This window comes from Stenotrophomonas sp. 2YAF22, assembly GCF_052114665.1.
Classification (GTDB): domain Bacteria; phylum Pseudomonadota; class Gammaproteobacteria; order Xanthomonadales; family Xanthomonadaceae; genus Stenotrophomonas; species Stenotrophomonas indicatrix.
Genome location: NZ_JBFRFE010000539.1, coordinates 1 through 3065, shown reverse-complemented (window position 1 = coordinate 3065; position 3065 = coordinate 1). Strand labels below are relative to the sequence as shown.

5 protein-coding genes are annotated in these 3065 nt (G+C 65.6%); all 5 read right to left on the bottom strand.

The annotated features are described in order from the left end of the window. A partial coding sequence (locus tag AB4Y84_RS17800; RefSeq protein ID WP_442250571.1) for an ESPR-type extended signal peptide-containing protein occupies window positions 1-641 on the bottom strand: 641 nt, incomplete at its 3' end. A gap of 167 nt (window positions 642-808) precedes the next feature. Beyond that, window positions 809-1297: a fimbrial protein gene (locus AB4Y84_RS17795; protein WP_442243642.1), complete on the bottom strand. Its 489-nt coding sequence runs from the start codon at window positions 1295-1297 to the stop codon at window positions 809-811. A gap of 8 nt (window positions 1298-1305) precedes the next feature. Then, complete coding sequence (locus AB4Y84_RS17790) at window positions 1306-1785, bottom strand: fimbrial protein (RefSeq protein ID WP_442243643.1); 480 nt, start codon at window positions 1783-1785, stop codon at window positions 1306-1308. Window positions 1786-1792: 7 nt separating this feature from the next. Then, window positions 1793-2287 (bottom strand): fimbrial protein, encoded by a 495-nt coding sequence (locus AB4Y84_RS17785; protein WP_363733414.1) that lies wholly within the window; start codon window positions 2285-2287, stop codon window positions 1793-1795. Window position 2288: 1 nt separating this feature from the next. Next, on the bottom strand, window positions 2289-3065 hold a 777-nt coding region (locus AB4Y84_RS17780; protein ID WP_442250570.1), incomplete at its 5' end, for a fimbrial protein.

The window sequence follows — 3065 nt, the reverse complement described above, 5'->3', positions numbered from 1 at the left end:
GCCGTGGGTGCCAATGCCAGCGCCGGCGGCTGGAACAGCGTGCCGCCAGCATTGGTGTTGTAGCCCACGGCCACGCTGTTCCAGCCGCCGGCGCTGGCATTGGCACCCACGGCCAGCGAACCTGCCGCGCCCTGCGCGTTCTGGCTGTTGGCACTTGCACCCATACCGATGGCGACTGCGTTGTTGCCCTGGGTGCTGGCGTTGGCGCCCATCGCAATGGCGTTGTTCGCGTTGCCGTCCGCATCGGCCAAGGCGCGTGCGTTGTTGCCGATGGCGATCGCGCCCACTCCTGCGGCCGTGGCAGCCGTACCCGAGCCATTGACCTTCACATACAGGTCATCCACCGCGGCCTGTACACCAATGGTGCGGGCCTGCGCTGCCGCATCTGCGTTCGCATCGGCATCAGTGGCCACACAGCGGCCCTCAACATCGATCACACCCCCTTGGCCCTGCGCCAAGGCACACGTAGTGCTGTTGTCTTCGGCCGCCCACGACGGCAGGGCCAGCATCAGCAGGCTGGCCGCAGCCAGCCCGCGTGCGGCAATCTTGCCACCCTTCTTCCTGCGGCCGGTGGCCAGCTCTGAAGCAACCACCCACTTTCCGATGGCCGCGTTCCACACAATCCGGTAGATGCTGTTCATGATGTTCTCCGTAGGCAATGCGCCTGCTTGGTCGGGCGGTTGAATGGCGGCCGATGCCGCGTCTACGGGGAAATGCTAGAAAGCAGCGGCCTCGTCTCGAATCGGACGGGGCCTAAATGGCGCCTGCGGCGCTGGCTGAACGACCTGCCGTTCAGTCCGCCGGGCAATCAGTTGTAGGTCATCGTGACCGTGATCGGGCGGCTCACCGCGCCTGCAGAAACCGTCGCCGCGCTCTGCACGAAGCGCGCGCGGAAGGCGTGGGTGCCGGCGGCCGTCGCCATCTGGGTCCACCCGCCGGGCCGCATGCGTGCCCCACTGCTGGTACGTTGCAGCTCGATGCCGATGCCGGCAACGCCCTGGAACAGCGTTGCGTCATTGCTGTCGGCCACGCCATTGAAGTGCAGGCCCACCCGCGCGACCAGAGGATCGCACTGGCTGACCACCACGTTGACGGCCTGGAACGGCGTGCTGAACGCACCGCTGAACTGGGTGGCCTGATAGGTTCCCAGGTCGACATCGGCCACGGCAATGCGGCATACGCCCGGCAGGATGGTGCCGGTGACGTTGAAATTGGTGGTGGTGGCGGTCTGCGCCGATGCTGCACCGGACAGCGTCAGCACGGCGGCGAGCAGCAGGCCTGGAATCGGAAGATGCATGGAAGCTCTCAGTTGTAGGTCAGGGAAACGGTGATGGGCCGCTGGATGCGTCCAACGGAGACCGGCATCGCCGATTGCAGCAGGCGCGCACGGAACGGGTAGACGCCGTCCGCCGTCACGTATTGGGTGCTGCCACCCGGTGGAAGGGGTATGTTCAACGACGACACCACGCGTACCAGTTGTATGCCCACGCCGGGCACACCCTCGAACAACGCGCTGTTGTGACTGTCGGCGGTGCCATCGAAGGTCATGGCCACGCGCAGGATCAAGGGATCGCAGTCACTGACGGTGCCGCTGAAATCAACGTAGGCGGTGCCATGGCTGCCAGTGAAGACGTTGGCCTGGTGCGAGCCCAGGTCCACGTCCGGGAAGGAGATCCGGCATGCGCCGGGCAGGATCTCGCCGGACACGGTGAATGGCTGGGTGTCCTGCGCCCGCACGTTGGCCGCCAACATGGCCAGCACCAGGAAAAGAGCTGTGCGATGCATATGCGCCTCAGTTATAGGTGACCTGTACGGTCACGGGGGTGTTGATGGTGCCTGCTGACACCGTGCCGGTGCGGACCAGGCGTGCGTAGAGCAGGTGTCCGGCCGCCGGCGTTCCATTGGTAATCCAATCGAAGCCGGCCTGGTTGGGCGCCAGGGTCTGCTGGGTGGGCGTGTACAACCACACCGCCAGGCCGCGCACACCGCCTGTGGTGGGTATGGCGAAGTAACGTGCGTCGCTGCTGTCGGCGGTGCCCGCCATGCGCACGTGCAGCACCCGCAGGTCACTGGCGCAGCTGCTGCGGTTGAGCGTGAAGCTGACCATGGGAGACTGCGTATTCGCCGTGAAGTACGTCGCGTCGAAGGTACCCACGTCGACATCGGCGACGCTGAACTGGCAGGTTCCCGGCTGGAAACGGCCGCTGAAACGCAGGGTCAGGTCGGCCGCATGCGATGGCACTGGCAGCAGCGCAGCAAGCGTGGTCAGCAACAGCACGGCGCGCATGTCAGTTGTACTCCAGCGTGATGGTGGCCGCGCCATTGGCCTGCCCCGAGGATGCGGCAGCTGCAAGCCGGTAGTAGCGTGCGCGCAGCATGATCGTGTACTGCGCGTTGTTGACCTCGGTCAGGGCCACGCCGGAATCGCGCATGGTGTTGAAGCCGACCGAGTCCTGCGCCTGTGTTCCAATCTGGATGCCGATGCCGGTGGCGGTCATGTTGACGCCGTCATCCTGCAGCGCCATGACCGATCGCGTGCGGTCGGCCACAGCAGTGACCGGATCGACACGATAGCGGATTCGGTTGTCCACCCGCCCGTTCGCGGTCTGCACCGTACCGGTGGTCAGGTGGCCGCGGTAGCGTCCGAAGAACGCAGGGCAGTTGCGCAGCTCCACGGGCACATTCACCCAGCCCGTGGTGGAGCCGACCGCAGGGATCTCGCTCATCTGGTGCACGCCCAKGTCCACCGGCACGTCGCTGGCGCTGCAGGTGCGCGAGACGATGTTCAGGCTGCCCTGTACGCGACCGCTCCACAACAGCACGTCGCGGTTGGCCCCGGTCATCCGGTACTCGAACTGCGGCAGGCTGATACCGGTCACGCTGCCTGCGTTGATGGGGCCGATCTTGATCAGGCTCACGTCGTAGGACTGGAGCGGCGAGAGCAGGAAGGCCGTAGGTGGCGGCAGGTTGGTTTCACCTTCGGATGCGATCGGAAATCCAGCCCCGCTGAACCAGACGGCCACACCCACGCCGGGCACATTGGTTTCATAGACAGTGCCGTAGTT

Bases quoted from the DNA above. Each gene is read 5' to 3' on its own strand.
- AB4Y84_RS17795 (WP_442243642.1), bottom strand. From the start codon at position 1,297: ATGCATCTTCCGATTCCAGGCCTGCTGCTCGCCGCCGTGCTGACGCTG.
- AB4Y84_RS17790 (WP_442243643.1), bottom strand. From the start codon at position 1,785: ATGCATCGCACAGCTCTTTTCCTGGTGCTGGCCATGTTGGCGGCCAAC.
- AB4Y84_RS17785 (WP_363733414.1), bottom strand. From the start codon at position 2,287: ATGCGCGCCGTGCTGTTGCTGACCACGCTTGCTGCGCTGCTGCCAGTG.